Origin of the sequence: Tessaracoccus oleiagri (assembly GCF_900103275.1) — a bacterium.
Taxonomy (GTDB): domain Bacteria; phylum Actinomycetota; class Actinomycetes; order Propionibacteriales; family Propionibacteriaceae; genus Arachnia; species Arachnia oleiagri.
In genome coordinates this window covers 38857-64531 of sequence record NZ_FNGP01000006.1, presented here as the reverse complement: position 1 = coordinate 64531, position 25675 = coordinate 38857, and the positions used below count along the sequence as shown (strand labels likewise).

27 protein-coding genes and 1 riboswitch are annotated in these 25675 nt (G+C 70.4%); of the genes, 18 read left to right on the top strand and 9 right to left on the bottom strand.

The features are described from left to right. Position 1 precedes the first annotated feature (1 nt). From folP to BLR46_RS13910, 5 genes are all read left to right on the top strand, one after another. Positions 2–775 (top strand): dihydropteroate synthase, encoded by a 774-nt coding sequence (gene folP, locus BLR46_RS13930; RefSeq protein ID WP_218118485.1) that lies wholly within the window; start codon positions 2–4, stop codon positions 773–775. A gap of 56 nt (positions 776–831) precedes the next feature. Then, complete coding sequence (gene folB, locus BLR46_RS13925; protein ID WP_218118484.1) at positions 832–1194, top strand: dihydroneopterin aldolase; 363 nt, start codon at positions 832–834, stop codon at positions 1192–1194. A 2-nt stretch (positions 1195–1196) separates the two neighbouring features. Continuing rightward, positions 1197–1760: a 2-amino-4-hydroxy-6-hydroxymethyldihydropteridine diphosphokinase gene (gene folK / locus BLR46_RS13920; RefSeq protein ID WP_093253467.1), complete on the top strand. Its 564-nt coding sequence runs from the start codon at positions 1197–1199 to the stop codon at positions 1758–1760. After that, positions 1757–2245, top strand: coding sequence for a DUF3180 domain-containing protein (locus BLR46_RS13915; protein ID WP_093253464.1), 489 nt, complete (start codon positions 1757–1759; stop codon positions 2243–2245). Before folK ends, BLR46_RS13915 begins: the two co-directional genes overlap by 4 nt. Positions 2246–2335: 90 nt before the next feature. Further along, positions 2336–2911 (top strand): hypothetical protein, encoded by a 576-nt coding sequence (locus BLR46_RS13910; protein WP_093253461.1) that lies wholly within the window; start codon positions 2336–2338, stop codon positions 2909–2911. 9 nt (positions 2912–2920) lie between these two features. Here the strand turns inward: BLR46_RS13910 and BLR46_RS13905 are convergent, their stop codons facing one another. After that, positions 2921–3799, bottom strand: coding sequence for an NADH-quinone oxidoreductase subunit D-related protein (locus BLR46_RS13905; RefSeq protein ID WP_176761793.1), 879 nt, complete (start codon positions 3797–3799; stop codon positions 2921–2923). Positions 3800–4086: 287 nt separating this feature from the next. Between BLR46_RS13905 and BLR46_RS13900 the strand changes: the two genes are divergently transcribed. The 4 genes from BLR46_RS13900 (at position 4087) to BLR46_RS13885 (ending at position 9535) form a co-directional block, all read left to right on the top strand. Then, positions 4087–4443, top strand: coding sequence for a histone-like nucleoid-structuring protein Lsr2 (locus tag BLR46_RS13900; protein ID WP_093253455.1), 357 nt, complete (start codon positions 4087–4089; stop codon positions 4441–4443). 91 nt (positions 4444–4534) lie between these two features. Continuing rightward, positions 4535–7033 (top strand): ATP-dependent Clp protease ATP-binding subunit, encoded by a 2499-nt coding sequence (locus BLR46_RS13895; protein ID WP_093253453.1) that lies wholly within the window; start codon positions 4535–4537, stop codon positions 7031–7033. 81 nt (positions 7034–7114) lie between these two features. Further along, positions 7115–8806: an ABC1 kinase family protein gene (locus tag BLR46_RS13890; protein WP_093253449.1), complete on the top strand. Its 1692-nt coding sequence runs from the start codon at positions 7115–7117 to the stop codon at positions 8804–8806. A 33-nt stretch (positions 8807–8839) separates the two neighbouring features. Next, positions 8840–9535 carry a PIG-L deacetylase family protein gene (locus BLR46_RS13885; protein WP_093253448.1) on the top strand — a complete coding sequence of 232 codons (696 nt, stop codon included), beginning with the start codon at positions 8840–8842 and terminating at the stop codon, positions 9533–9535. Here the strand turns inward: BLR46_RS13885 and BLR46_RS13880 are convergent. From BLR46_RS13880 to BLR46_RS13860, 5 genes are all read right to left on the bottom strand, one after another. After that, positions 9522–10493 (bottom strand): ABC transporter ATP-binding protein, encoded by a 972-nt coding sequence (locus BLR46_RS13880; protein WP_093253445.1) that lies wholly within the window; start codon positions 10491–10493, stop codon positions 9522–9524. The genes BLR46_RS13885 and BLR46_RS13880 overlap by 14 nt on opposite strands. After that, positions 10490–12073, bottom strand: a complete 1584-nt coding sequence (locus tag BLR46_RS13875; protein ID WP_218118483.1) for an ABC transporter permease — start codon at positions 12071–12073, stop codon at positions 10490–10492. Before BLR46_RS13875 ends, BLR46_RS13880 begins: the two co-directional genes overlap by 4 nt. Further along, positions 12070–13059 carry a thiamine ABC transporter substrate-binding protein gene (locus BLR46_RS13870; protein WP_093253722.1) on the bottom strand — a complete coding sequence of 330 codons (990 nt, stop codon included), beginning with the start codon at positions 13057–13059 and terminating at the stop codon, positions 12070–12072. The genes BLR46_RS13875 and BLR46_RS13870 overlap by 4 nt, the downstream gene beginning before the upstream one ends. A gap of 32 nt (positions 13060–13091) precedes the next feature. Continuing rightward, positions 13092–13198, bottom strand: a riboswitch (TPP riboswitch). Between the two features lie 8 nt (positions 13199–13206). Further along, positions 13207–14265, bottom strand: a complete 1059-nt coding sequence (gene disA, locus BLR46_RS13865; RefSeq protein ID WP_093253441.1) for a DNA integrity scanning diadenylate cyclase DisA — start codon at positions 14263–14265, stop codon at positions 13207–13209. Between the two features lie 52 nt (positions 14266–14317). Then, positions 14318–15823, bottom strand: a complete 1506-nt coding sequence (locus BLR46_RS13860) for a hypothetical protein (protein ID WP_093253438.1) — start codon at positions 15821–15823, stop codon at positions 14318–14320. 116 nt (positions 15824–15939) lie between these two features. Between BLR46_RS13860 and BLR46_RS13855 the strand changes: the two genes are divergently transcribed. Next, positions 15940–16680, top strand: coding sequence for a HEAT repeat domain-containing protein (locus BLR46_RS13855; protein ID WP_143008316.1), 741 nt, complete (start codon positions 15940–15942; stop codon positions 16678–16680). Between the two features lie 67 nt (positions 16681–16747). Here the strand turns inward: BLR46_RS13855 and radA are convergent, their stop codons facing one another. The 3 genes from radA to BLR46_RS13840 are packed head-to-tail and all read right to left on the bottom strand — an operon-like array spanning position 16748 to position 19269. Next, positions 16748–18130, bottom strand: a complete 1383-nt coding sequence (gene radA, locus BLR46_RS13850; protein ID WP_093253433.1) for a DNA repair protein RadA — start codon at positions 18128–18130, stop codon at positions 16748–16750. 9 nt (positions 18131–18139) lie between these two features. Beyond that, entirely contained in the window at positions 18140–18628 is a 489-nt protein-coding gene (locus BLR46_RS13845) for a uridine kinase family protein (protein ID WP_093253431.1), read from the bottom strand. 2 nt (positions 18629–18630) lie between these two features. Beyond that, a complete protein-coding gene (locus BLR46_RS13840; RefSeq protein WP_093253720.1) occupies positions 18631–19269 on the bottom strand; it encodes a VOC family protein in 639 nt (212 codons plus the stop codon). Positions 19270–19341: 72 nt separating this feature from the next. Between BLR46_RS13840 and BLR46_RS13835 the strand changes: the two genes are divergently transcribed. The 8 genes from BLR46_RS13835 to BLR46_RS13800 all read left to right on the top strand — a co-directional run bounded on the left by BLR46_RS13835 (position 19342) and on the right by BLR46_RS13800 (position 25670). After that, the gene (locus tag BLR46_RS13835) at positions 19342–20139 is read left to right on the top strand and encodes a sugar phosphate isomerase/epimerase family protein (protein WP_245701738.1); all 798 of its coding nucleotides are present in this window, start codon (positions 19342–19344) and stop codon (positions 20137–20139) included. Continuing rightward, the gene (locus BLR46_RS13830) at positions 20136–21029 is read left to right on the top strand and encodes a proline dehydrogenase family protein (protein WP_093253427.1); all 894 of its coding nucleotides are present in this window, start codon (positions 20136–20138) and stop codon (positions 21027–21029) included. Before BLR46_RS13835 ends, BLR46_RS13830 begins: the two co-directional genes overlap by 4 nt. Next, positions 21026–21796 (top strand): CPBP family intramembrane glutamic endopeptidase, encoded by a 771-nt coding sequence (locus BLR46_RS13825; protein WP_093253424.1) that lies wholly within the window; start codon positions 21026–21028, stop codon positions 21794–21796. Before BLR46_RS13830 ends, BLR46_RS13825 begins: the two co-directional genes overlap by 4 nt. Before the next feature lie 45 nt (positions 21797–21841). Next, a complete protein-coding gene (locus BLR46_RS13820; protein ID WP_218118487.1) occupies positions 21842–22870 on the top strand; it encodes an aspartate-semialdehyde dehydrogenase in 1029 nt (342 codons plus the stop codon). After that, entirely contained in the window at positions 22867–23658 is a 792-nt protein-coding gene (proC, locus tag BLR46_RS13815; RefSeq protein ID WP_093253419.1) for a pyrroline-5-carboxylate reductase, read from the top strand. The genes BLR46_RS13820 and proC overlap by 4 nt, the downstream gene beginning before the upstream one ends. Before the next feature lie 105 nt (positions 23659–23763). Then, positions 23764–23865, top strand: a complete 102-nt coding sequence (locus BLR46_RS13810) for a 30S ribosomal protein bS22 (RefSeq protein WP_042842924.1) — start codon at positions 23764–23766, stop codon at positions 23863–23865. A 5-nt stretch (positions 23866–23870) separates the two neighbouring features. Beyond that, a complete protein-coding gene (locus tag BLR46_RS13805; RefSeq protein WP_093253417.1) occupies positions 23871–24107 on the top strand; it encodes a glutaredoxin family protein in 237 nt (78 codons plus the stop codon). Between the two features lie 9 nt (positions 24108–24116). After that, entirely contained in the window at positions 24117–25670 is a 1554-nt protein-coding gene (locus BLR46_RS13800; protein WP_093253414.1) for a uroporphyrinogen-III synthase, read from the top strand. Positions 25671–25675: the final 5 nt, after the last annotated feature.

The window sequence follows — 25675 nt, the reverse complement described above, 5'->3', positions numbered from 1 at the left end:
CATGACCAGGGTCATGGGCATCATCAACATCACCCCCGACTCGTTCTCGGACGGGGGCCGCTGGTTCGACCACGACGACGCGCTCGCCCACGCCCGCGAACTGCTGGCCCAGGGCGCCGACATGATCGACGTCGGCGGCGAGTCCACCCGGCCGGGCGCCCCGCGCGTCGACGAGGCGGAGGAGATCCGCCGCGTCGTGCCGCTCGTCGAGGCCCTCGTCCGTGACGGGGTCACCGTCTCGGTGGACACCATGCGCTCGGCCACCGCGAGGGCGTCCATCGACGCCGGCGCCGCCATCATCAACGACGTCTCCGGCGGCCTCGCGGACCCTGCCATGTTGGGCGTGGTCGCCGCCTCCGAAGCCGAGTACGTGCTCATGCACTGGCGGGCGCACTCCGACGTCATGCAGGAGGTGGCGAGCTACGACGACGTCGTGGCGGACGTCATCCGCGAGCTCCTCGTGCAACGCGACGCGGCCGTCGCTGCGGGGATCGGCGCCGACCGCATCATCCTCGACCCCGGTCTCGGGTTCTCGAAGACCGGCGGACACAACTGGGAACTGCTGCGCCGGCTCGACGAGTTCCAGGCGCTGGGCCATCGCGTCCTCGTCGGCGCCTCCCGGAAGCGGTTCCTGGCGGGAGCTCGGGACCGGGACGTCGCGACCGCGATGGTGACCGCATGGTCCGCGTGGCACGGCGCCTGGGCGGTCCGGACGCACGACGTGGCACTGCAGCTCGACGGCGTGTTCGTCGGGTCGAAGCTGCGGTCCCGGTGAAAAACTCCTGACGGGACTCCGCTAGACTCCCAGACGTCACAGCACCCAGGGCAAAGGTGAACGCCATCGACACCATCACGATCACAGGCCTGACCGCGCGTGGATTCCACGGCGTGTTCCCCGACGAGCGCGCGAACGGGCAGGACTTCGTGGTCGACGTGGAACTCGCCGTGCCGACACTCCCGAGCCACGACGACCTCGACGCCACGATCGACTATTCCGCGGTGGCCGACCTGGTCGTCGGAGTCATCGAATCCGAGCCCGTGCAGCTCATCGAGTCCCTCGCCAGCCAGATCGCGACCGGAATCCTGAAGAGCCAGGCCATGGCCCAGTCCGTCCGGGTGACTGTGCACAAACCCGACGCGCCGATCGCCCACAAGTTCACGGACGTGGCTGTCACCATCACTAGGAGTAGATAGAAATGTCTAACGGTCCCTTCGATATCGACGTCGACACCCTCGGCAACCTGCGTCCCATTTCAAAGGTCGTGTTCAGCCTGGGATCGAATCAGGGAGATTCGGCGGCCATTCTCCAGCAGGCCACCGATTTCCTCGCCGAGACGCCCGGACTGATGCTCGTCGACGTCTCGCCCGTCTACGAGACGGCGCCCTGGGGTGACGTGCCCGACCAGCCCAATTTCCTGAACATGGTGATCGTCGCCGAATCCACGATGGAGCCGCTGACCCTCCTCGACCGGGCGCTGGCCATCGAGGAGAACTTCGGCCGCGAACGCGACGTCCCGGGCGGTCCGCGAACGCTCGACATCGACATCGTCATGGTGGGCCGCCGGGTGTCGGAGGGTGACATCGAGCTTCCCCACCCCCACGCCCACGAGCGCGGCTTCGTCCTCGTCCCGTGGCTGGACATCGATCCCAATGCCGAACTCGAGGGCCACGGCCCCATCGCGGACCTCGTCGAGGACGTGGACACCGAGGGCATCGTCCGCCGCGACGACATCGTCATCATCGCCCCGACAGGCTTTTGAGAAACAAGCTCTCCCTGACGAGCCCGCGCCAGACCGTCATCGCGGTGCTGGCGGGGGCCCTCGTGAGCTGGCTGCTCCTGTCCCTCTACGACGCGCTCGCCGAGTACCCGCCGGTCGTCCCGTGGACGGTGCCCATCGTGCTGGGTGCACTCGGCGTCGGCGGCATCATCTACGCCGCGCTGCTCCCGAAGCGCCGCGAGGAGCGGCGGTTGGGCTCGCAGGAGGCGTTCATCGCCCTCGTGACGGCGAAGTCGCTGATCGTGACGGGGGCGGTGCTGGCCGGTGCGCACGCCGTCTACGTAATGAAGTACCTGCCCGCCATGTCCGCCTCCACCCCGCTGCAGCGGGTCGTCCAGGGCTCGGGCACGATCATCGCCGCGCTGGTCATGGCGTTGGCCGGGTCGCTCATCGAGCGCCAATTGGTGATCAAGGACCCGCCGGACGACACCCAAGATGAGCGACACGCTGAAGGGTCCCCGTCGTAATTCGAACGACCTTATAGAATCCCCCTCATGGCAGGTCGTCGGGTAGCACCAAATTCATCGGAGCGTAATGCTGCGCTCATCATCCTCACCGTGGGTTCCGCAGCGGCCCTCGCGTCCCTCTTCGGCAGCATCTGGGTCGTGCGCGCCGGTGTCGTGGTGGCCATCGCCATGGCGGTGGTCGCGCTCGTCGTCTCCTTCGCCCAGATCAAGCGGCTCCAGGAGGAGCACGCCCGTGAGCTCCGCCACGAGGTCGAGCTGCGCACCGCCGCCGCCGAGCGCCACCACGCCGACTCCGTCGCGATGATCGACCGCTTCAACCAGCGGGCCGCCAGCCTCAACTCCGTCATCACCCAGCTCCGCTCCCAGCTCGCCGCCGCGCGGTCCGAGCTCAGCACGATGCGCGGCAACGCCGCATGGCTCCGCGGTGAGGTCGCCGAGCGGCAGGCTCGAGTGGAGGCGCTGAACGCGCGCATCGCCGAGCTGGAGCAGCAGCTCCGCGGCGCGGAGGAGCGCGAGGCCGAGGAGTCCCGCATCATCGAGCTCGTCCCGGACCGCCCGAGCCCCTCGGTGGAGGACATCTGGGGCGACGACGAGCACCCCACGCTGGTCGACATCCGGATGGTCAACATCGACGAACTGGACGCGCCGCTGCGCAAGCACGCCTGAGCCGCTCCCTCACTTGTCCGCGTCGCCGACGCTGTAGCCGATCGTGGCCACGGCGTCGGCGATCGCCGTCTCCGGGGTGCCCTCGAGCGCGCGGCCGAGGGCGGAGAGGTTCGCGAACGACGGGGTCCGCAGCGCCAGGCGCCACGGCGTGGAGCCGCCCCTCGACACGAGCAGGCTGCCGGCGATGCCCCACGGCGCCTCGAGCTCGGACCAGTGCTCGCCCTCCGGCACCTTGAGGCGCCGGGCGAGCCGGATCCCCACCTCCCCGGGGGTGCCGGCGGCACGGGCGAGCAGCCGTTCCACCATGTCGCTCGACGTGCGCAGTTCGTCGACCAGCACCGCCAGGCGCGCGTGGCCGTCGCCCTCGGCCCGGGTGGGCGCGGGGGAGAACACCTCGTCGTAGGCCAAGTAGCCGGAGCGGCGACGGTCCAGGTCGAGCCCGGCGGCGCGCGCCACGGGCCCCGACAGGCCGAACGCCAGGCAGTCCCCGCGGTCGAGGACCGCGAGCCCCCGGAAGCGCCCGTCAGCCTCCAGGCGCCGCTCCAGGTCGTCGGCGAGCCGGCGCACGTCGTCGAGGGGGAGGCGCCAGCCCGCGGGCAGGTCGGCCGAGAGCCCGCCCACGCGGTTGAGCATGGGATGGACACGGTTGCCCGACCAGTCGAGGAGCGCCTCCCTGATCCGGTCGACGACGGACCAGAGCCGCTGGGGGTCGTCGGTGAGGTAGCTGAGGAAGGAGAGGTGGCTGTGGATGCGGCCCACTTCGGCGAGCATCGTGCGCAGCATGACCGCCCGCGGCGGGGGCGTGAGCCGCATCGCGCTTTCGATCGTCATCGTGACGACGAGTTCGCCGCTGAACGCCGACAGCCAATCGTGCCGGTCGGCCAGCATGATCGCCGTGCGATAATCGCGGACCTCGAATAGCTTTTCCGCCGCGCGATGGCCATATCCGGGCCGAATATCAATTCCCGTCCACATTCCCTCGACGACGCTCCCGCTACCTGCAATGAAGCCGGCCGTGGACGGATGACGGGGGCCCAGTGAGATGTGTTCGAAATCCGGGAGGGCCAGGGCGCCGATGCAGAAATTTCTCGAGGACAATGGCGATCCGGTCTTTCGGTGAATAGTTCGTGCGTGTATCTTACCGTTACACAGCACCAATACTGGAAGGCATTTCAATGGCACGCAAGGTTGAAGTCACCCTCATCGACGACATTGACGGCTCGTCGGCCACCCGCACATTCGAATTCGGCATCGAGGGCGTGAGCTACGAGATCGACCTCAGCGAGGCCAATATCCAGAAGTTCAATGACGCCGTGGCGGACTTCGTCGACAATGCGCGCAGGGTCGGGGGGAGCACCCGTCGCGGTGGCCGCGGCAGGAGCGGTTCGAGCCGCTCGTCGGCAGCGCCGGCGGCCGGTGGCGGCGCCCGGCCGCAGGACGTCCGTCGCTGGGCCGCGGACAAGGGACTCGAGGTCTCCGAGCGCGGGCGCATCCCCCGCGAGGTCATGGAGGCGTACGCCGCCGCGCACTGAGGTCCGTCCTGGGGCTGTCGCGTTCGCAGTCAGAGAATCCGGTCGTCGTTCGATGGCGGGTAAGCTTGGCGACAGCCAATAGGAGGAATGGATGTTCGAACGGTTTACTGATCGCGCGCGTCGCGTGATCGTGCTCGCCCAGGACGAGGCGAAGCTACTGAACCACAGCTACATCGGTACGGAGCACATCCTGCTTGGCCTCATTCATGAAGGTGAGGGAGTGGCCGCGAAGGCGCTCGAGTCCTTGGGGATTTCGCTCGAGGCCGTCCGCGAGCAGGTGGAGGAGATCATCGGGCAGGGGCAGCAGCTGCCGACGGGGCACATCCCGTTCACGCCGCGTGCCAAGAAGGTGCTCGAGCTGTCGCTGCGCGAGGCGCTCCAGATGAACCACAACTACATCGGCACGGAGCACATCCTCCTCGGCCTCATCCGTGAGGGCGAGGGGGTCGCCGCGTCGGTCCTGATCAAGCTCGGCGCCGACCTGAACCGCGTGCGCAACACGGTCCTGCAGCTGCTGTCCGGCTACCAGGGCCGCGAGGCGTCGCTCTCCGGGGCGCCCGAGGTCGGGCCGGAGAAGACCAGCTCCCAGGTGCTGGACCAGTTCGGCCGCAACCTCACGCAGGCGGCCCGCGAGAACCAGCTCGACCCGGTCATCGGCCGCACCCACGAGATCGAGCGTGTCATGACGGTGCTCAGCCGCCGCACCAAGAACAACCCGGTGCTGATCGGCGAGCCCGGCGTCGGCAAGACGGCAGTGGTCGAGGGCCTCGCCCAGGCCATCGTCCGCGGCGACGTGCCGGAGACGTTGCGCGACAAGCAGATCTACACGCTGGACCTCGGCGCGCTCGTCGCCGGCTCGCGCTACCGCGGCGACTTCGAAGAGCGGCTGAAGAAGGTCCTCAAGGAGATCAAGACCCGCGGCGACATCATGCTGTTCATCGACGAGATCCACACGCTCGTCGGTGCCGGCGCCGCCGAGGGCGCGATCGACGCGGCCTCGATCCTGAAGCCGATGCTCGCGCGAGGTGAGCTGCAGACGATCGGCGCCACCACGCTCGACGAGTACCGCAAGCACATCGAGAAGGACGCCGCGCTCGAGCGACGCTTCCAGCCCATCCAGGTGGCGGAGCCGTCGGTGGCGCTCACCGTCGACATCCTCAAGGGCCTGCGCGACCGTTACGAGGCGCACCACCGCATCACCATCACCGACGAGGCGCTCACCGCCGCGGCGACGATGGCGGACCGCTACATCCAGGACCGGTTCCTGCCCGACAAGGCCATCGACCTGATCGACGAGGCGGGCGCCCGACTGCGCATCCAGCGCATGACGGCGCCGCCGGACCTCCGCGAGTTCGACGAGGCCATCGCGCAGAACAAGATCGCCAAGGACGCCGCGATCGACGCGCAGGACTTCGAGAAGGCCGCGCGCCTCCGCGACGAGGAGCAGAAGCTCCGCGCCCAGCGGGCGGAGAAGGAGGAGGCCTGGAAGCAGGGCGACTCCGACATCCCCGCGGTGGTCGGCGAGGAGGAGATCGCGGTCGTGCTCTCGGGCTCCACCGGTATCCCGGTGTTCAAGCTCACCGAGGAGGAGTCCCAGCGGCTCCTGCGCATGGAGGAGGAGATCGGCAAGCGGTACATCGGCCAGGACGACGCCGTGAAGGCGCTGTCCCGTTCGATCCGCCGCACCCGCGCCGGCCTGAAGGACCCGAAGCGTCCCAGCGGCTCGTTCATCTTCGCCGGCCCCTCGGGCGTCGGCAAGACGGAGCTCACCAAGGCGCTGACCGAGTTCCTCTTCGGCGACGAGGACGCACTCATCACGCTCGACATGTCGGAGTACTCCGAGAAGCACACCGCGTCGCGGATGTTCGGCTCGCCCCCCGGCTACGTCGGCTACGAGGAGGGCGGCCAGCTCACCGAGAAGGTGCGTCGCAAGCCGTTCAGCGTGGTCCTGTTCGACGAGATCGAGAAGGCCCACCCGGACATCTTCAACTCGCTCCTGCAGATCCTGGACGAGGGTCGACTGACGGACGCCCAGGGCCGCGTGGTGGACTTCAAGAACACCGTGATCGTGATGACCACCAACCTGGGCTCGCGGGACATCTCCCGCGGCGCCTCGCTCGGCTTCAGCCGGGCCGGCGACCAGCAGGGCAGCTACGAGCAGATGAAGGCCAAGGTGTCGGAGGAGCTGAAGCAGCACTTCCGCCCCGAGTTCCTGAACCGCGTGGACGAGATCGTGGTCTTCCACCAGCTCAGCCAGGCCGACATCGAGCGGATCGTCGATCTCATGGTGGGCCAGATCGAGCACCGTCTCGCGGACAAGGACATGGGCATCGAGCTCACGCCCGCCGCGAAGTCGCTGGTCGCCAAGCGCGGCTTCGACCCGGTCCTCGGCGCCCGGCCCCTGCGCCGTGCGATCCAGCGCGACATCGAGGACATCCTCGCGGAGAAGATCCTCTTCGGGGAGCTCGGCGCGGGCCAGATCGTCCAGGTCGACGTCTCGGAGGAGGGATCCGAGCTGCCGTTCAAGTTCACGGGCGTGCAGAAGACGGACGTCTCCCAGTTGGCGCCGGCTCCGAACGACGGCGAATAGCACCCGGCCACCACTGACCGAGGCGGCGCTCTCCTTTCGAGGAGGGCGCCGCCTCGTCGCGTCAGCCCCTAGGGTGGGGGCATGCGCGAGAAAGTGACGCGGGTCGCGGACCTGGTGAAGCTGTTGGCCCGTTACGGCGGGGCCGGCATCCTGAGCACGGGGGAGGCCGACGAGTTCCTCGTCGAGGAGGAGCAGGCGGACGCCAAGGGGCCGGGACCGGAAAGCCTGGCCTCCGACCTGGAGGCCATGGGCCCGACCTACGTGAAGCTCGGCCAACTCCTCTCCACGCGCCACGACCTGCTCCCCGAGGCGTACACCGCCGCGCTCTCGCGGCTCCAGGACGACGTCGACCCCATCCCCGCGGACGACGTGCGCCGCATCATCGCCGACGAGATCGGCGCCGAGGTCGGGGACCTCTTCGACCGCTTCGACGACGAGCCGGTGGCGGCCGCGTCGCTCGGTCAGGTGCACCGCGGCCACACGAAGTCGGGGCGCGACGTCGTCGTCAAGGTGCAGCGGCCGGAGGTCCGGGAGACCGTGCGCGCCGACATGGCACTGCTGGCCCAGGGCGCCGAGCTGATCGACCGCCGCACGTCCGCCGGGGAGCGGATCGGCACCGGCGACCTGCTGGCCCAGTTCCGGCGCTCGATCGCCGACGAGCTGGACTACCGCAAGGAGCTCGCCCATCTCGAGCGGTTCGGCGAGCTCGTCGAGGACGAGGAACTGCTGACCGTGCCGGCGCCGGTGCGCGACTACAGCACCTCGCGGGTCCTCACCATGGAGTTCATCCCCGGCCGCAAGGTCACCGAACTCGGCCCGATCGACCTGCTCGACATCGACGGCCCCGCGATGGCGGACGCGCTGTTCCGATTCTTCCTCGACACCCTGCTGAACGAGGGTTACCTGCACGCCGATCCGCACCCGGGCAACCTGCTCGTCACGCCCGACGGCCGGCTCGCGATCATCGACCTCGGCATGGTGGTCCGGGTGCCGAAGCGCGTGCGCGCCCAGCTCGTCCGCCTGCTGCTCGCCATCGGCGAGGGCGACGGCGACGAGGCGGCCAACGTGCTCGCGTCCATGGGCCACCCGCTGAGCGACTACGACGCTGCCGCCTTCCGTGAGGACGTCGCGCACCTCGTCTCGAGCGCACTCTCGCTGGGCAACGACGTGCAGGCCGGCACCGTGCTCGTGCAGATGGCGCGGATCTCCGGGACCCACGGCCTGCGGCCGCCGGCCGAGATGACGATGATCGGCAAGGCGCTCCTGAACCTCGACCAGGCCGTGCAGCACCTCGACCCCGACTTCGCGCCGGCGGAGGCAATCCGGGCCAACGTCACCACGATCCTCCAGTCGGGGTTCTCGATCTCGCCCGGGGCTGCGGTCGCCGGCGCGCTGGAGCTCAAGGAGTTCACCGCGAGCCTGCCGCGACGGGCCAACCGGATCCTCGACTCGCTCAGCAACGGCGAACTCACGTTCCGCATCAACGCCCTCGACGAGGACCGGCTGCTCGAGACGATGCATCAGGTGGCCAACCGGGTCACGGTCGGCCTGGTGCTCGCAGCCGTGACCGTCGCCGCGGCCCTGATGTCGCGCATCGACGCCGGCCCCCGCCTGCTCGGCTACCCGGCCGTCGCGCTGGTCTTCTTCGCCGCGGCGGCCATCGGGGGGCTGGCGCTCGTCGTGCACATCCTCGTGACCGATCGCAGGACCCGTGGCCGTGCGCGTAAGGCCGAGAAGGACACTCCCAAGCGCGCGAGCGACCGGCCCGCTTGAGAAGCCGTATACCCCCGGGGGTATAGTGGGGTCATGGCGAAGACACTTGAACGCACCATCGGCGCCGCGACGCGCGTCCTGACCGTGGTCGCCCACCCGGACGACGAGTCGTTCGGGCTGGGGGCCGTGATCCACGAGTTCACGAAGCGCGGAGCGGAGGTCGACGTGCTGTGCCTCACGCATGGCGAGGCTTCCACGCTCGGCGCACGTCCGGACCTGGGCAGAGTCCGCGAGGCGGAGCTGCGCCGCGCAGGGGAGCGGTTGGGGGTCCGCGAGGTCGAGCTCGCGGACTTCCCGGACGGCGCGCTGGAGGCGATCGACCCGCTGGAGCTCGAGGCCCGCATCCAGGCCTCGGTCATGCGCGTCGCGCCCGACCTCATCCTCGTGTTCGACCCCCGCAGCGGCGTGACGGGCCACCCGGACCATCGGATGGCGAGCGAGGTGGCGCTGAAGGTTGCCGCGACGCACGGCATCCGCGTGCTCGGCTGGGCGCTGCCCAAGGCCGTCACGGAGGTGCTGGAGGACGAGTTCGGTGCGCAGCTGTGCGGCTACCCGGCCGACGAGCTGCACTACGCGCTCGAGGTGGTCCGTGAGGCGCAGCTGCGCGCGATCGACGCCCACGCGAGCCAGGCCGTCCCCGGCAGCATGCTGTGGCGGCGCCTCGAGCTGATGGGCGATCGCGAGTACCTCCGCGAGCTGGCGGGCGCCGACGCCCTTATGCCGGCGTGACGGCCCCCGACGTGAGGGTCACTCGGACGTGGTCCGCGTCGGCCTTCTTCGGGGCGGCGACGGTGGCCTGTTGCCCGTCGGGGAGGCGCACCTCGATCACGTAGTGGTCGACGGTCATCGACTGGCCGAGGACCGGCACCTCCACGCCCCGCTCGTCGAGGTCCAGGCTCCTCGGGCCGATGCCGAGCACGTAGCCGGCCTCGAGCCGGCCGTCCCAGCCGAGCGCGGCGGCCGTCGCCTGGGTGATGAACGTCCGGAACCCGAGGAACGCGGCCACCTGCTTGTTCGTGGGCCGGTTCCACAGCTCGTCGGGCACCTCCCGTTGCAGGATCCGCCCGTCGGCCATGACCGCCACCGAGTCGGCGACGGCGAACGCCTCCTCCTGGTCGTGACTCACGTACACGGCGGTGGTGCCGGTCTCGCGGAGGATGCGCGACAGGTCGTCGGCGAGCCGGCGCCGCAGGCCAGTGTCGAGGGCGGAGAGCGGCTCGTCGAGGAAGATCGCCCTCGGGTTGGGCGCCAGGGCCCGGGCGAGCGCCACGCGCTGCGCCTCGCCGCCGGAGAGCTGGTCCGGCTTGCGGTCGCCGTAGCCGGGGAGCCCGACGAGCTCGAGGAGTTCCTGGACCCGGCGGCGGCGCGTGAGCCTGTCGAGCGCGCCGAGGCCGTAGGCGATGTTCTTGGCGACGGTCATCGTCGGGAACAGCTGGCCGTCCTGGAAGACGAGGCCGAACCGTCGCTTGTGGACCTTCACGGTGCTCAGGTCCTGTCCGTCCCAGCAGACGCGGCCGCTCGCGATCGGCTCGAAACCGACTATCGCGCGCAGCAGCGACGACTTCCCGCTGCCCGAGGCGCCGAGCAGCGCGAGGACGTGTCCCGGCTCGAGCGTGAACGTGGCTTGGTCCACGGCGACCTTGTCCCCGTAGCGCACCGTGACGCCGTCGACCGCGAGCCCGCTCACCAGGATTCCACCTCTCTGGGCCGCGCCTGCTCGGCCGCGACCATCACCGCTGCGGTCAATAGTGCCAGCACCACCGACGCGGCCAGCGCCATCGCGTAGTTGTCGCCGGTGGGGCGGCTGAAGAGCCGGTAGATGAGGACGGGGAGGGTGGGGTTGTCGGGGCGGGCGAGGAACGTCGTCGCGCCGAACTCGCCCAGCGATGTGGCGAACGCGAACCCGAGCGCGAGGCCGAAACCGCGGCCCAGGGCGGGGAGCTCGATCGTGCCGAGCACCCGGAGCGGGGAGGCGCCGAGCACCTGCGCCGCCTGGATCTGGCGGGGGCTGATGGCGCGCAGCGTGGGCAGGAGGGTGCGCACGACGAGCGGCAGCGCCACCACCGCCTGGGCGATGGGGATCAGGACGACGGACGACCGGAGGTCGAGCGGGGGACGGTTGAGGGTGATGAGGTAGCCGAACCCCACGGTGACGGCCGACACGCCGAGCGGCAGCATGTAGACCGTCTCGAGGGCGTGCAGCCAGGACCGCCCGGTCCGCGAGTGCGGGCGGCGGGAGGCGGTGAGCGCGACGAGCATGCCCAGCCCGACCGCGATGGCGGCGGCCCCGGTGGCGGTGACGAGCGAGGTGGAGATGGCGCCGACGAGCTCCTCGTCGAGCAGGCGGCGGTACCCGTCCAGCGACCACGCGCCGCGCACCCGCAGCGACCGCAGCACCAGCCCGGCCAGGGGCACGACCAGGAGGCCGAGGATGACCACTCCGGTGAGCAGCAGCGCCGGCCAGTCGCGGCCCCAGACCGGGGCCGACGTGCTGCTCGTCTCGGGCATCAGCTTGAGCGCGGCCTGGGAACGGCGCTGCCAGGCGTTGGTGAGCCACAGGCTCACGGTCACGACGACCACCTGCGCGATCGACAGCGCGGCGGCGGCCGTGAGGTTGAGGACCTGGGTGGTCTGGAACCAGATCTCGGTCTCGATGGTGTGGTACTGCCCTCGGCCCAGCGTCATCACGATGCCGAAGCCGGACGCGCAGAACAGGAACACCAGCGCCGCCGCGGAGGCGACGGCCGGTCCGAGGGAGGGCAGCGTCACGCTTAGCGCCACCTGTCGCGGCGAGGCGCCCAGCGCGGTGGCCGCCTGCGCCTGCCGGGGGTCCAGGCGGATCCACAGCGCCCCGACGGTGCGCACGACCACCGAGTAGTTGAAGAACACCATCGCGAGGACGATGCCCGCCACCGGGTGCGGGCCGCTGAAGGCGATGCCGACGACCACCGTCGGTAGCACGAACGGGACGGTGACGAGGCCACGCAGCCAGGACTGGCCCCGGAAGCGCAGCCGGTAGAGCACGTAGGCCCCGACCACTCCGAGCGCCACGGTGATCGCCGTGGCGGCGGAGGCGGTCGCGAGCGTGAAGACCAGGGCGTCCCAGGTGCGCCGGGATCCTGCGACGGCGGCGAGCCCGGCCAGGGTCCAGGACTCGCCGTCGTGGAATCCGCGTGTGACCAGCGAGAGCGCCGGCCAGACGAAGAAGACGGCGAGGAACGCCGCGGGGACGGCCGCGACGAGGACCCAGGCCAGGCGGCGGATCAACCGATCGCCTCGGTCCACTCCTGGATCCACCGCTCCCGGTTGGCGTCGATCTCCTCGCTGCCGAGTTCGATGGGCGCGTCGGACAGGGGCGCGAACCGGACCCACTCCTCCGGGAGCTCGACCGAGGTGTCGGCCGGGTACATGTACATGTTCTCGGGGATCGTGGCCTGGAACTCGGGGCTCAGCAGGAAGTCGACGAACTGCTGCGCGCCCTCCGGGTTGGCTGCGCCCTCCAGCACGCCGGCGTACTCGGTCTGCCGGAAGCAGGTGTCGAGCAGCGCCGTCGTGGTGGACTCACCGTCGTCCCCGATGGTCCAGGCGGGCGAGGTGGAGTAGCTGAGCACGAGCGGGCGGTCGCCCTGGCCCTCGCCGGCGGTGAACTCGACGTTGTAGGCCTCGGTCCAGCCGCTCACGACGAGCGTGCCGTTCGCCTCGAGTTCCCGCCAGTAGTCGAGCCAGCCGTCGCCCTTGGCGCCGACCGTGGCGAACAGGAACGCCAGGCCGGGCGAGGAGGAGGCGGGGCTCGGGGTGACGAAGAGGTCGCGGTACTGAGGGTCGGTTAGGTCGTCGAGCGTCTCCGGCAGGGGCAGGCCCTGCTCGTCGAACCAGGCCAGGTCCGCGTTGACGCACACGTCACCGAAGTCGATCTCGGTGAGCTCGTCCCCGGCGATGATGCCCTCGCCGAGCGCCCGGGAGGCGAAGGTGTTGTCGATGCCGAAGACCACGTCGCCCAGCGGTGAGTCCTTCGTGAGGATGAGCTGGTTGACCATGCTGCCCGTGTCCGCGAGCGTGGTGTAGGTCACGTCGAGGCCGGTCTCCTCCGCGAACTGCTCCTTGAGTTCGTCGGGCATCACGAACGACTCGTGTGAGACGACCGTGAGTCCGGTCGGCGCCTCGTCGGTCGTTTCCTCGGCGGCGGGCTGGCCGCAGGCGGCCAGGGTCAGGGCCGCCGCGGCGGCGAGGGCGGCACTTGCGCGCAATGTCATGGCTTCCTCCTTGTCGTCGGGCTCGGCATACGCCAAGGAGAGATCTCACTCCCTACGCCGGTACGAACCGGATCAGGTTGAGGGTCTGCGGTCACGCCGCACTCTCAGCACCCCTTTCGGTGCTCCCCTGTGGTGAGGACAAGGGTATCAAGCGGTGTCGGAGCGGGCGAACGCCGTTTCGCTGATGCGCAGGAGCGCGTCGCGGATGAGGCGGGCGCGCCGATCGCCGATGCCCTCGATACGCATCAGTTCCCCGACGCTCGCGGCGAACAGCTCCTGGAGGGAGTGCTTCGGCACGAGGAGGTCGACGACGTGGCGCGGCAGCCTGCCCACCGTGGTGAGCATCCGGTAGCCGACCGACTCCAGCGGGGTCTCGAGGTAGGCGTCGGGCCCGAACCCGAGCCGCTGGGCCACGAGGTGGTTGTTCATCAGTTCCTCGGGCGTGAAGTTCTGCAGGTTCTCGAGCTGGAACTCCTGGGCGTCGTCGAGGTTGTGCGCGTAGTCAGACGCGATCAGCGTGGACAGCCCGCCGAGCGGGGCGGCCAGTTCGGCGTGCTGCATCTTCAGGAGGCGGCCCTCGACGCCGAGGACCTCGATGTGGAACTCGGTCTCCGCCGACAGCCGCCGGGCCAGTTCGTAGCGGTGGGCCACGGCGACGAGGTCGCGCAGGGTCACCTGCTCGGCGACCTCGAGGGAGTTGAGCTGGTCCAGCGCCTCCTGGAGTCGGTTGATGAGGCTCGTCATGGCGGCCAGCGTCTGGTTGGCGCGGCTGATCACGTCGCTCGCCTTCTCGACGACGTGCCGCCGCCCGGCGATGAACAGGGACACGGTCCCCATCGACGCGGACACCGTCACCACCGGCACTGCGGTGGCCTGGGCGGTGCGGTCGGCGGAGCGGTGCCGGGTGCCGGTCTCGGCGGTGGGGATGTCGCCGGGCGGGACGAGGTGGACGCCCGCCGACACGATGCGGGAGAGGTCGTTGCTCACGATGATCGCGCCGTCCAGCTTCGCGAGCTCACGCAGCGCCTGCTCGGAGAAGTCCACCCCGATCTGGAACCCGCCCGAGCTCACCTGCTTCACCTGGCGGTTGAAGCCGAGCACGATCAGGGCCCCCGTGCCGCTGTGCAGGATGCGGTCGATGCCGGCGCGCAGCGGGGTGCCGGGCGCCAGCAGCTTCATGTAGTGCTGCAACGTGGTCCGTGACAAGGCCCCTCCTCGACGAGTCCCCTCAAGGATAGTGGCGGGGCCCCGCGCCGGCTCACTGGTAGGACACGAAGTCGGGCGTCGGCTCGACGAGCTCCATCGTCTGCTGGGGCGTCATGGTGGGGGAGTCCTCGTCGATGAAGTTCTTCCAACCGAGGCGTACCTCGGGGCCGAGGCCGGGCAGCAGCGCCCGCCAGGTGGCGAGCTTCTGGCCGTGGTTGCCGTGCCCGTCGGCGTGCATGAGGTACTGGATCTCGTCGCGACTGGTGTCGAGCCGCTCACGGTTCACGATCATGCGGGTCTGGAACTGGTGCAGCACGAGCACCTTGGGCGGCAGGTTGTTCGCGGCGACGAGGTCGGCCAGCCAGGCGCCGGTGGCGTTGACCTCGTCGATCTGGACCTGGCCGATGATCGTCATGTGCCGCTGACCGGGGCGGAGCCGCCACTCGGGGTCGAGGGCGAGGCCGACGGTGGGGCGCTTGAGGAGCTCCTCGTACTTCTTCGCCTGGGTGAGGAAGTCGGTGAGGCCGGGCTGGAGGTCGAGGACGCAGTACACGCCGTTGGCCTCCGCGGCCTCGATCCACGGCAGGAGCTGCTCGATGGGGGTCTCGCCCGAGTAGTCGCCGTCGGGGCCGGAGACGGCGGTGGCCACGGTGGTGATGATCTCGAAGCAGCCGATGACGGGCTTGTCGCTGAACTGCTGGTACTCGGCGGCCAGCTGCTTGACGCGTTTCGCCGCGGCCTCCGGGCCCTGCTCCCCGAGCGCGCCGAGCGTGCCGCCGGACGGGTGGCCGTAGAGGGCGACCATCATGCGGCCGGGGAACGGGGCGACGCCCCCGCCCGGCAGCTCGGGGAGGGTGCGGGCGGCCTCGACCCGGGAGGGGAACCGCTCGCCGAAGGCCCCGAGCCCCACGACGCCGGTGGCGCCCTTGACGAGCGCGACCGATTCGGCCGTCGCGCGGGGATCGTCCCAGGCGACCTCCTCGACGGCCACCCCGGCGGCGGCGAGCGTGGCGCCCACCCCGGCGGGGACGGTGGTTCCCGGCGCGACGAGGGCGACGTGCCCGGTCTCGGGCGGGGTCAGCGGCAGGCCCTCGAGGTCGGTGGCGCCCGCCTCGTCGACGACCTCCCGGTCGCCGAGGTCGGCCTCCGCGGTGCCGAGGCGCACGACGGTGCGGGTGCCGAGCCGCTCCAGTTCCTCGGTGAGGCCGTCGCCCACCACCAGGAGCGGCAGCCCCAGCCGCGACGCGGTGGCCGCCGCCTCCGGCGTGTCCGCGTCGGCCACGACGACGACGGTGGCGGCGGCGAGCACCGCGCGACTGACGTCCAGGGGTGAGGCGTCCGCACCGAGCAGCGTGGTGTCGAACCGCTCGTGGGCCGCCACCACCGGTCCGGCGGGCGTCGGGCTCTCCTCCGCGGTCGCGGTCTCGTCGCCGCCGGTCCCCGCACCCGGGCCGGGGGCGCCGACGTCGTCCCCTGCGTCGTCGGTGCAGGCGGCGACGAGGAGCACGGCGCCGGCGGCCAGGCCGGCCACTGCGGTGCGGCGGGAGATCAAACGCATGGGGTCAGCTTGCCATGGACGTGGGCTCCCGCCCTCCCGCTGCTACGCCGGTGGCGAACGGTGCAATACCGAGAACTAAGGTGGCGTTAGGCCGATCATCAGAGAAAGAGAGTCACATGACCGAGACCATGATCGAGAACCTCCGTCACGGCGAGCCCGCCACCCAGCGCCGCCACGCCGCGCTCGCGCTCGGTACCGCCAAAGACTCCGGCCTCGTGCCGGTGCTCGTCGAGGCCCTGCGCACCGAGAAGGACGGCCGGGTCCGCGAGGACATCACCTGGGCCATCGTCCAGCACGCCGACGAGGCCGACGAGCTGCTCAGGGAGCTGCTCACCAGTGACGACCCGTCGGACCGCTTCTCCGGTGCCCACGTCATCAGCAAGATCGGCAACCCGGACCACTTCGACGCCGTCGCCCCGCTCGTGCTCGACGAGCACAAGGATGTCGCGCTCAAGGCGTACCGCGCGGCCGCGAACACCGGCGGCCACCGCGCACCGGCGCTGCTCGCGAAGCGGCTCGGCGACGGTGACGGCTGGCAGCGCGACGCGCTGAGCGACGCCTTCCGGAAGCTGGGTGAGCTCTCGATCCCGGCGCTGGTGGAGGCGCTCGAGAGCGACAACCCCGACGTGCGTGACCACGCCGTCGAGGCCCTCGGCTACCTCGGCGACCACGCCGACTCCGCCGTGGATGCGATCGAGGCGCGGGTGGCCGACGAGCACCCGCCCGTCCGGCTGACCGCGGTCTCCGCGCTCGGCCAGCTCGGCGAGGTGGCCGACCCGGCGCTGCGCCGCGTGGCCGAGTCGGACGACGAGGTGCTCGCCGCGCTCGCCAAGCGGTTCCTCGCCGCACGCGACTGACGGCGGCAAACAAGGATCCTGGTCACCGCGCTCCAGGGCGCGGCAACCAGGATCCTTGTCGTTGCGTCTAGCGGGACGGCGTGCGGAGGTCGAGGACGCCGAGCGCGTCGGCGAGCGTGGGCACCTCCACCACCCGGAGCCCACCCAGCTTCGGCACCTTCACCGTGACGTCGCGGGAGCCCTGCGGGATGACGGCCAGCTCGAATCCGAGCCGCGCGGCCTCCGCGAGGCGACGCTCGACCCCCGGCACCCTGCGGAGGTCGCCGGCCAGGCCCACCTCTCCGAGCGCGATGAAGCGTCGCGGGTGGTGGCGATCCAGCGCGGCGGAGGCCACCGCGATCGCGACCGCGAGGTCGACCGACGGGTCGGTGACGCGCGCGCCGCCGACGGTGGAGACGTACACGTCGTGGCCGAACAGCGGCATCCGCGCCTTCCGCTCCAGGACCGCGAGCACCATGGCCATCCGCGACCCGTCGAGCCCGTGCGTGGTGCGCCGGGGCGACTTCTCGTTCGTGGACTGGGCGACGAGCGCCTGCACCTCCGACAGGAGCGGCCGCCGGCCCTCCAGCGTCACGGTGACGCAGGTGCCGGGGGTGGGCTCGTCGTGGCGCGTGGTGAACAGCCCCGACGGATCGGGCACCTCGACGATGCCGCGCTCGTCCATCTCGAAGCAACCCACCTCGTCGGCGGGCCCGAAGCGGTTCTTCGTAGCGCGCACCATCCGGAACCCGGAATGGCGGTCGCCCTCGAAGGTGAGCACCACGTCGACGAGGTGCTCCATGGTGCGCGGGCCGGCGATGGAGCCGTCCTTGGTGACGTGCCCGACGATCACGATCGCGACGTTCTCGCGCTTGGCCACCCGGGCCAGCGCCCCCGTCACCTCGCGGACCTGCGACGGGCCGCCGGGGACGCCCTCGGCGTCGGCGGTGCTGATGGTCTGCACCGAGTCGATGACGACGAGCGACGGCGACACCTCCTCGATGTGGCCGAGCACGGTGCCGAGGTCGGACTCCGAGGCGAGGTAGAGGTCGTCGACGACGGTGCCCGTCCGCTCGGCGCGCATCTTCACCTGCGACGCCGACTCCTCCCCGGAGACGTACAGCGTCTTGCGGCCCGACGACGCCCACTTGGCCGCGACGTCGAGCAACAGCGTGGACTTCCCGACGCCGGGCTCCCCGGCGAGCAGGATGACCGCGCCGGGGACGAGCCCGTCGCCGAGGACGCGGTCGAGCTCGCCGATGTTGGTGGGGTAGCGGCGGGCGGCGTCCATCGGCACCTTGGAGATGGGCAGCGCCTTCGCCAGCGGCGCCGTCGACGGCACCTCCCTCAGCTTCGGGGCGCCTCGCTCGACGACGGACCCCCATGTCTGGCACTCGCCGCAGCGGCCGACCCAACGGGTGGAGGCCCAGCCGCACTCGGTGCAGTGATACGCGTCCTGTTTCTTCGCCACGCTGCGAGGCTACCGGGCACGTAGGACGAAATCGGCGCGCTCCAGCGGCGACTCGTCGGCGAAGTAGCGCTGCTCACTGGGCCACCACTGCTCGCGCCACAGCGGGAGGAGCGCCTCACCGTCGCGCTCGGCGATTCTGGCGCGGCGCAGGTCCTCGTCCGCGTCCACCCACACCGACAGGTCCCACCACTCGCCGGCGAGCGCCACGGCCGCCAGTGCGAGCGCGGAGACGCCCTCGACGATCAGCAGGCCCCCGGGCGGAAGGTGGACGGTGGGGGAGGGGGCGTCCTGGTCGTAGCGCCACGGTCGGTACGCGGCCCCGCGTCCGGCGCGCAGGGGGGTGAGCACCTCGTCGACGAAGCGCTCGTGCTCCCAGGTGGGCGTGCCGGGACGGGTGAAGTCGTCGAGCGCGACGACGTTGCCGGCGAACTGCTCCGCGAGGCGCGCGGCGAGGACCGACTTGCCCGAGGCGCCGAAGCCGTCGATGGCGAGGATCAACGTCAGATGGTGACGGTGCCCTTGGTGGGGGACTCGAACTCGATCTGGTTGATGCCCGGCATGCCGTTGGGCGCCACGAGCGTGAAGTCCACCCCGTCCAGGGAGTCGTCGATCTCGAAGCCGAGCCACTCGCTCAGCCGGTCGGCGGAGCCGCTGATCTCGAGTCCCTTGAGGCGGACCTCGCCGTGGAGCGCCGCGGGGCGCAGTTCCTCGGGCGACTTCCACTGCAGGAAGTAGGGCAGCTGCGGGTCGGCGATCAGGCCCTTGATGCCGATCTGCATCCACTCGAGGCGCCGGCCGTCCGGGAAGAGGCGGGAGCCCTCGACGGCGCCGCGCTCCAGGCGCTCCTCGATGGGGGCGAGGTCGTCCACGCTCACGACCCAGCCCATCCAGCCGCCGCCCATGTTCGAGCGGGCGCGCACGGCCTGGCCGAATGGCGCCTTCTCCGCGGCGGGGTGGTCGAGGACCTCGACGATCTCGATGTAACGGGCATCCGCGAGCGGGATGATGTGGTTGCGGGTTCCGAACCGTGGGTGGAAGCCGCCGTCCTTGTATTCGGCGCCGAGCGCCTCGGCCAGCCGGGCGGCATCAGCGGTGAGTCCGGCGGGGCTGGCGGCGAAAATCAGATGGTCGACGTGCATCATGCCCCCATTCTGGTCCCCCGCCCTTCGATTCAACTAATCGGGGGTGTCGAGGCTTGTAGTGTTGATCCCGTGTCCACAGCAACCGTGACCCTGTCGACCACCACCGTCTATCCGGAGACCTCGGCCAGCGCCTTCGAACTGGCCGCCGAGCTCGGTTACGACGGCGTGGAACTGATGGTGGGAATCGACCCGCTGTCCACCGACGTGGACGCAATCGAGAAGCTGAGCGACTACCACGGTGTGCGGGTGCTGTCCGTCCACGCCCCGGTGCTGCTGGTGACGCCGAACATCTGGGGCACCGACCCCTGGGACAAGCTGAAACGCTCCGCGGAGGCCGCATTGCAGCTGGGTGCGGACACCGTGGTGGTGCACCCGCCGTTCCGCTGGCAGAAGGAGTACGGTGCGGGCTTCGAGGCCGGCATCCGGGAGCTCAACCGCACCACCGGCGTCATCTTCGCCGTCGAGAACATGTTCCCCTGGCGCTCGCGCGTCGGCAGCCTGCAGATGTACCTGCCGTCCTGGGATCCCACCGACCGCGACTACGACCATCTGACGCTGGACCTGTCGCACGCGTCCACCGCGCAGCAGCACTCGCTGGACCTCATGCACGAGTGGGGCGACCGTCTCCGCCACGTGCACCTCACCGACGGCCGCGGCTCCTACAAGGACGAGCACTTCCTGCCCGGCGAGGGCGACCAGAACGCGTGGGAGCTGGTGGAGCAGCTGGGTCGGCAGGGCTTCGACGGGCACATCGTGCTGGAGGTCTCCACCCGTCGCGCCCGCTCGCGCCACGAGCGCGCCGAGATGCTCGAAGAGGCGCTCACCAACACGAGGAAGTTCTACGAAAAGGGGTTGGTCCGTCGATGATCACCGAGCTGCTGCGCAAGGTAATCCGCTCGCGCCGCGTCCAGTCGATGGCGCTCGCGTCCGGGGCGCTCGAGGAGCTGGCCAAGCCGTACATCGTCGGCCTCGATGCCGAGGACGCCAGGGACGAGGCCCGAGTCATGCGGACGCGCGGGCTGGAGGTGAGTTTCGCACACCTGCCCACCAGCGACTCAGAGGCGGAGTCGCCCCGCGAGCTGGAGCGGCTCCTGGACCTGCTGGGAGAGGAGGCGCGCGGCGCCGAACTTTCGGTGAAGCCGTCACAGCTGGGGCTGCGCGAATCGGAGGACGGTGCGCTGCGGACGCTGCGCCGGCTCGCCGGCCGTGCCCACGAGATGGGGGCGCACATCACCCTCGAGATGCAGGGCTACGCCGAGTACTCGGAGACCCTCCGCCTGTGGCGCGACGCGCGCGCCGACCACCCGGACCTGGGCATCACCCTCCCGGTCGACATCCGCCGCGCCGAGCGGGACTGCCGGAGCATCGTCGACGAGTCCCCGAGGCTCCGGCTCTGCATCGGCTCCTACCCGGTGCCCGACTCGCAGGCGATCACCGACGAGCACGACAAGTCGCTGGCGCTGGTGCGCTGCATGCGGATCGCGATGGAGGGCGGCGCCTACACCATGGTGGCCAGCCACGACCCGACGATCATCGCCATCGCGCAGGACCTGCACCGGCGGACCGGGACCGACTTCGAGTTCCAGATGCTCTACGGGGTGCGACCCCTGGAGCAACGCCGCCTGACCGACATCGGGTACCGGTCCCGGGTCCTGTTGCCCTACGGCCCGGGTTGGTTCGAGTACCTCATGACCCGGGTGGCGGCGCGACCGCAGACCGCGGTCAGCTACCTGCGGGCGGTGTTGGACAAACGATGACCACTGACACCAAGCGGCGCCTCGGCGTCGAGATCATCGTCGTGCTCGCCATCTCGCTCGGGCAGTCCGCGGTCTACGCGATGCTGTCCATCTGGGAGAAGCTCACCCGCGAGGTGCCGCTCGCGCAGCAGGTCACCCGCATGAACACCTCCCGCACGCCGGACCGGCCGTGGCTCGACTTCGCCTACCAGGTGGCCGGTACGATCTTCCCGCTCATGCCGGCGGTGCTGGTGCTGTACCTGCTGTGGGTGCACCTGCGGCCCGAAGGGGGGCCGTTCGGCGCCATGGGCTTCGACTTCCGCAAGCCCGGCAAGGACCTCGCCTGGGGGTTCGGCATCTTCGCGGTCATCGGCGTCGCGGGGCTGGCGTTCTACCTGTTCGCACTCAACGTGGGCATCAACACCAACGTCCAGCCGGCCAACCTCACCGCGGCCTGGTGGACCGTGCCCATCCTCGTCGGACGCGCCTTCATGAACGGGATCCTCGAGGAGGTGGTCATGATCGGCTACCTCTTCACCCGCTGGGCGCAGCGCGGCGGCAACATGCTCGCGATCATCTTCATCTCCGCCCTGATCCGCGGCACCTACCACCTGTACCAGGGCTGGGGCGGGTTCTTCGGCAACCTCGTCATGGGCCTCGTCTTCGGCTGGCTGTACCTGAGGATCAAGCGCGTCATGCCGCTGGTGATCGTCCACATCCTGCTGGACCTCTTCGCCTTCCTCGGCGCCGGGCTGCTGGTGTACCTGCCGTTCGCCCCAGGCAGCTGAGCCCGGCGGACAGCACCGACGGGCGCGGGGCGCGCAGCGCGTAGACTGGCGCCCATGCGTGTTGGAGTATTTGGAGCCACGGGCCAGGTGGGCAGCGTCATGCTGCGCCTGCTGGCCGAACGGAACTACCCTGCCGACGAGCTGCGCGCCTTCGCGTCGCACCGCTCCGCCGGCAAGACCGTGCAGTTCAAGGACCGCGACGTGCGCGTCGAGGACATTGCCACCGCCGACTTCTCCGGCCTCGACGTGGCGCTCTTCTCCGCGGGCGGCGCGACGTCGAAGGAGTGGGCTCCGAAGGTGGCCGAGGCGGGCGCCACGGTCGTCGACAACTCCTCGGCGTGGCGCATGGACGAGCGCGTCCCGCTGATCGTCTCCGAGGTCAACCCGGGCGACGTGGGCAAGGCCGAGCTCGGCATCATCGCCAACCCCAACTGCACCACCATGGCCGCCATGCCGCCGCTCAAGGCGCTGCACGACGCGGCGGGCCTGGCCGGCCTGCAGGTCACCACCTTCCAGGCGGTCTCCGGATCCGGCCTCGCCGGGGTCGACACCCTGGCGCAGCAGCTGCCGCAGATCGACGACGCGCGCGTCCTGGCCCACGACGGGTCCCGGTTCGCCCCGTCGGAGCTCGGTCCCTACGTCGCGCCCATCGCGTACAACGTGGTGCCGCTCGCCGGCAACCTCGTCGACGACGGCGAGGGCGAGACCGACGAGGAGAAGAAGCTGCGCAACGAGTCGCGCAAGATCCTCCACCTGCCCGAGCTGGCGGTCTCCGGCACCTGCGTCCGCGTGCCGGTCTTCACGGGCCACTCGCTTTCGGTGCACGCCCGGTTCGACCGCGCGATCACGCCCGACGAGGCGCGCGAGATCCTCGCCGCCGCGCCCGGCGTCGAGCTGGTCGACGTGCCGACGCCGCTGCAGGCGGCCGGGGCCGACGCGTCCCTCGTCGGCCGCATCCGCCAGGACCAGTCCGTGCCGGGCAACACCGGCCTGGTGCTGTTCATCAGCAACGACAACCTCCGCAAGGGTGCCGCGCTGAACACCATCCAGATCGCGGAGCTGCTGGTCCGATGACCGTCTCGCTGATCGGCGTCGGTGCCATGGGCGGCGCGCTGCTCTCGGGCTGGCTCGCCTCCGGGAAGCGGCCCGACGACGTCACGGTCGTGGTCCGCCGCGACGAGCAGGCGAGGGCACTCCACCTCGAGCACGGGGTCCGCACCGTCTCCCTCGACGAGGCCGCCAACGCGGAGGTGATCGTCGTCGCCGTGAAGCCCGGTCAGTTCGAGTCCCTGCTGGGCGACCTGCGGCCGGCGGAGGGTTCCGTCGTCGTGTCCGTCGCCGCCGGCGTCACCGTCGAGCAGTTGGAGGCCTGGCTGCCGGAGGGCACCTCGGTCGCACGGGCCATGCCGAACACGGGCGCGTTGGCCGGCGAGAGCATGACCGGCATCGTCCGGGGCTCGCGCACCACCGACGAGCAGCTCGACGCCGTCGTGCGCCTCTTCGAGGCTGTCGGGCGCACCCTGGTGGTGTCGGAGCCGCAGCTCGACGCCGTCATCGCGGTGTCCGGTTCCGGGATCGCGTACCTCTACTACGTGGCCGACGCGATGATCGAGGCCGGCGTGCACCAGGGCCTCACCCGCGCGCAGAGCCGCGAGCTGGTCGTGCAGACGTTCGCCGGCGCCAGCGCGGTGCTGGCCACCTCCGGCCGTCCGCCGGCCGAACTCCGCGCCGACGTCACGTCGCCGGCCGGGACCACCGCGGCCGCCCTCCGCAAGCTCGACGACCACGGCGTCCGCGCCGCGTTCCTCGACGCCGTCGAGGCATGCAGGCTGCGCGCGGGAGAGATGAGCAGGCGGTCCTGACGGCCCTCCGGCGCCGGCAAGATTGGTAACGATCGCGCGCGCCGGGTTACTATTGGGAGTCGTCCGCGCCCTGTGCGCGGTTCCACATTCTATGAAAGGCAAGACGTGGGCTCTGTCATCAAGAAGCGCCGCAAGCGCATGGCCAAGAAGAAGCACCGCAAGCTGCTGAAGCGCACCCGCATCCAGCGCCGCCGCGCAGGCAAGTAAGTCAGGTGGCCCCCGCGCGGGTTCGTCTGCTGACGCGCGTCGGTTGCACGCTCTGCGTGGACGCCGAACGCATCGTCGAGCGGGTCTGCACCGGGCGAGGGGTCGGCTACGAACTGGTCGACGTGGACACCGACGAGGCGCTGCGCGCCGAGTACACGGACCACGTCCCCGTCCTGATCGTGGACGGCAAGGTGCGTAGCTATTGGTTCGTGGACGAAGCTGCGTTGGCCAGCTGGATGTAGGAGAGTGCCGTGAGTGAAGCCCGTGGGACGGTCACGTTCGTCGGATCCGGTCCTGGAGACTTCGGTCTGCTGACCCTGCTGGGGGCCAAGACGCTTCGCTTCGCCGACCTCATCATCATCGACCGCGACGCCAACGAGGACGAGCTGCGCAAGCTCGACACCGGCCACGCCGTCATCGAGCGCGTGGCCGAGGACCAGGTGGCGCAGATCCTGGATGCCGTCCACCGCGGTCTCAAGGTCGTCCGGCTGGGCATCGCATACCCCTTCGTCGAGGTCAGCGAGACCTGGCTGGTCTCGCGCATCCTCGACGACGCCGGCGTGCGCATCAACATCGTCCCCGGCCTCAACCACTGGAGCACGCTCCTCACGTTCGCCGCCGTGCCGGTGGGACGGTCGATCGCGGTGCTCGAGGCCCGGTACGACGTGCCGCCGGTCGAGGACTGGCCGAGCGGCGACACGTTCGTGATCCGCACCATCGGCCCGCTGCTCGGCGAGGTCGCGAAGGCGGCCGCGGAGCGCTTCGGGCCGGACGGGCAGGCCCTGTTCGTCGACGACGTCGCCACGACGCGCCAGACCAGCGAAGTGCTGCAGTGGCGCGACGTGAAGCCGGACGCCGACATCTACGAGTGCTACTTCGTCATCTCCGACTCCGTCGCCGACACCGCGCGGAACCGACTCGACTGGTACGCCTCCAAGCCGCTGTTCGACTGGCGCATCCTGAGCCCCCGCACCAAGGACGACCTCGAGCCGCTGGCCGAGGAGCTCGCCCAGTACGGGGCCACCATGGAGACCATCCCGACGATGTCCATCGAGCCCCCGCGCACCGAGCAGGGCATGGAACGGGCCGTCCGCGGCCTCGTCGACGGACGCTACATGTGGTGCCTGTTCACCTCCCCGCACGCCGTCGAGGCGATCGCCGAACGCCTGTCGGAGTACGGGCTGGACTCGCGGGCGCTGTCGGGCATCCTCGTCGGCGCCGTCGGCCGCGGCACGGACACCGCGCTGCGCAAGCTCGGCATCGTGGCGGACCTGGTGCCCGAGAGCAACAACACCGTCTCTGCGCTGGCGGACGAGTTCCCCGCGTTCGACGAGCTCATCGACCCGCTCAACCGCGTCCTGGTGCCGAGCGCCGACGTGTCGATCGACCCACTCGTCGAGGGCCTCGAGCACCTGGGCTGGGAGGTCGAGGGCGTCACCGCCTACCGCACCGTCCGCGCCGCGCCCCCGTCGGCGCAGATCCGCGACGACATCAAGACCGGCATGTTCGACGCCGTCGTCTTCACCTCCGCCTCCTCGGTACGAAACATGATCGGCATCGCGGGCAAGCCGCACGCCGCGTCCGTGATCGCCGCCATCGGTGAGGCGACGGCCGTCGCCTGCGAGCAGCACGGGCTGCGCGTCGACGTGATCGCGGACGCCCCGAACTTCGCCTCGCTCGCGGACTCGCTGGCCCGTTTCGCGGACCGTCGCCGCCAGGAGCAGGAGTCGAAGGGCGAACCGGTCAAGAAGCCGTCGGAGCGCAAGCGTCGCCGCCGCCGCAAGCCGGTTGTGAGCCAGACATAGGCTGA

Coding starts and splice junctions, on each gene's coding strand:
- BLR46_RS13905 (WP_176761793.1), bottom strand. CDS start 3,799: ATGCTGGCCGACCGGCACGATTGGCTGTCGGCGTTCAGCGGCGAACTC.
- proC (WP_093253419.1), top strand. CDS start 22,867: ATGACCGTCTCGCTGATCGGCGTCGGTGCCATGGGCGGCGCGCTGCTC.
- folK (WP_093253467.1), top strand. CDS start 1,197: ATGTCTAACGGTCCCTTCGATATCGACGTCGACACCCTCGGCAACCTG.
- BLR46_RS13885 (WP_093253448.1), top strand. CDS start 8,840: ATGGCGAAGACACTTGAACGCACCATCGGCGCCGCGACGCGCGTCCTG.
- folP (WP_218118485.1), top strand. CDS start 2: ATGACCAGGGTCATGGGCATCATCAACATCACCCCCGACTCGTTCTCG.
- BLR46_RS13855 (WP_143008316.1), top strand. CDS start 15,940: ATGACCGAGACCATGATCGAGAACCTCCGTCACGGCGAGCCCGCCACC.
- BLR46_RS13870 (WP_093253722.1), bottom strand. CDS start 13,059: ATGACATTGCGCGCAAGTGCCGCCCTCGCCGCCGCGGCGGCCCTGACC.
- BLR46_RS13830 (WP_093253427.1), top strand. CDS start 20,136: ATGATCACCGAGCTGCTGCGCAAGGTAATCCGCTCGCGCCGCGTCCAG.
- BLR46_RS13825 (WP_093253424.1), top strand. CDS start 21,026: ATGACCACTGACACCAAGCGGCGCCTCGGCGTCGAGATCATCGTCGTG.
- BLR46_RS13900 (WP_093253455.1), top strand. CDS start 4,087: ATGGCACGCAAGGTTGAAGTCACCCTCATCGACGACATTGACGGCTCG.
- BLR46_RS13840 (WP_093253720.1), bottom strand. CDS start 19,269: ATGCACGTCGACCATCTGATTTTCGCCGCCAGCCCCGCCGGACTCACC.
- BLR46_RS13860 (WP_093253438.1), bottom strand. CDS start 15,823: ATGCGTTTGATCTCCCGCCGCACCGCAGTGGCCGGCCTGGCCGCCGGC.
- BLR46_RS13890 (WP_093253449.1), top strand. CDS start 7,115: ATGCGCGAGAAAGTGACGCGGGTCGCGGACCTGGTGAAGCTGTTGGCC.
- BLR46_RS13895 (WP_093253453.1), top strand. CDS start 4,535: ATGTTCGAACGGTTTACTGATCGCGCGCGTCGCGTGATCGTGCTCGCC.